This window comes from Methylovulum psychrotolerans (assembly GCF_002923755.1).
GTDB lineage: Bacteria > Pseudomonadota > Gammaproteobacteria > Methylococcales > Methylomonadaceae > Methylovulum > Methylovulum psychrotolerans.
The window spans coordinates 1-1755 of sequence record NZ_PGFZ01000057.1; the positions used below are offsets into that span (position 1 = coordinate 1).

At 32.9% G+C, this 1755-nt stretch carries 3 protein-coding genes; all 3 read right to left on the bottom strand.

Going from position 1 to position 1755, the window contains the following annotated elements; translation table 11 throughout:
• Nucleotides 1-231: 231 nt before the first annotated feature.
• Entirely contained in the window at nt 232-792 is a 561-nt protein-coding gene (locus AADEFJLK_RS25360; RefSeq protein WP_211299334.1) for a hypothetical protein, read from the bottom strand.
• Nucleotides 792-1298 (bottom strand): AlbA family DNA-binding domain-containing protein, encoded by a 507-nt coding sequence (locus AADEFJLK_RS25365; protein ID WP_211299335.1) that lies wholly within the window; start codon nt 1296-1298, stop codon nt 792-794. Before AADEFJLK_RS25365 ends, AADEFJLK_RS25360 begins: the two co-directional genes overlap by 1 nt.
• A gap of 2 nt (nt 1299-1300) precedes the next feature.
• A partial coding sequence (locus tag AADEFJLK_RS23455) for a hypothetical protein (protein WP_211299336.1) occupies nt 1301-1755 on the bottom strand: 455 nt, incomplete at its 5' end.

The window sequence follows — 1755 nt, forward strand, 5'->3', positions numbered from 1 at the left end:
TTGTACCGGATTATGGGGTAACCAAAAATTCATTGATACCAAATTAAATCAATTGGTTACGCATTAATAGCGCAGCCAATCTGAGGGCATTTTCTTGGCTGGATAGGGTTTAAGCGCGTTATTACAGGATATTTGCCCTATTTTTGATTGTGCGCCATATTAATTTTTAAACAAAATCAACGGAATACAGTTTTTTGAACACACCCCATAATTCGGTACAATCAGTATAGATTAACCCTGTGCCAATTTATATTTATTTGTTGCTGCTAAATCAATTTTATCGGCGACTGCTGCTAAATAGCACAATTTATCGCAAAATTGACTTATCGGAATTTGATGCTCTGAGTTTAAAATAAATTGTCCTGTAAAAAATTGAAGAAACTTTTCATCCACAATCCCATTTCTATGAGAATAGAGATGCCTTATTTGAAGTATTTTTTCTATTTCATTTTGTGTTGATTCATCAATAGCGGCTAATTTTTTTATTTGGTCATTTTCAGCAATAAAACCCTTTACACTGCCTTTTTGTAGCTTTCCTATTTTTTCTTTAGCCCAATATTTCACAAACTCTTGCAAGTCGGAGCAATCTAATACTTCTTTGATAGTGACCTGTTGGTTTGATTTTAATGATTCTGGTTTTGCTAGAAATATTTCATATAACAAATCAGATAAGTATGTTTCAAAATTATCTGCGAAAGAAGAAAATAATATTCTCATTAGTATTTTTCCTTCTTGGTTACTTGTTGGAGTATCTGCATCTATTGGATACAAGATATTTCCAAGATCATCCATTATTTTAAGATACTTTGATAATGGTCTATTAGCTTTATTTTGGCACTTGTAGCGTTTTTTTTATAGGTTTCAAACTGAATATTTATTTCTTTTATTCTTAAATATCCATATGGGTTAAATTGAATTTCAATCGGATTTTCAAGCTTGGTTGTCGAACCAATTCTTTTATATACTTTGCCCTCTAACAAAATGGGAATAGTAGATTTTTCAACTTTTATGACATAAAGCTTTTTGCCTTGATGTACAACATATTGGTAATGGATTTGTGGCTGTGGTGAAAGCAGATCTAACGCTTTATGGGTGATTGCATTGGCGTGAAAATCTGTACTTAAACCGTTAATCTCAAGATTGTCAGACACACCTAAAACAATATACCCACCATCGGTATTAGCAAATGCGCATATTATTTGAGCGATATTTTTTGATGGAGGTAAAACGGTTTTATATTCAAGCGTAGAACTCTCGGCCTGACCAATAATTTGGGATATTTCATTCGTAATATCCATTTTTATACCGGAATTTTATTAATGCCTGTTTTTTTAAGGATTTTACCCAGTGTTAAATGGTTGGGCGTATCTTTTCCATTATCTATCCACAATTCGGCATCTGCGGTATCTAATACATCTTTTTCGTAGCCATAATATATAATCACTTGTCCATTATCGGATGGCCTTATTACTATATGAATAGATCGGCCTTCTTTTTTAATGCCACCGATAACGGTAGGGGCTAATTCTTCCCAATCGCTACAATCATACTTTTCGAGTGTTTCTAAATGTTTAACCACATTATTTTTAGCTCTATTTATTAATGTTTGAGCATACAAAAACATGTCTATCGTTGGCGTAGAGGTATGTTTAAATTGAGCAGAAAGATGCTTGTCGTTTAATACGCTCTCTAGCTCCTTAATTGATGTTACGCCTAAACTTAACAAAGTTTCCTTAGTAATGTTAGTCTTTGGGG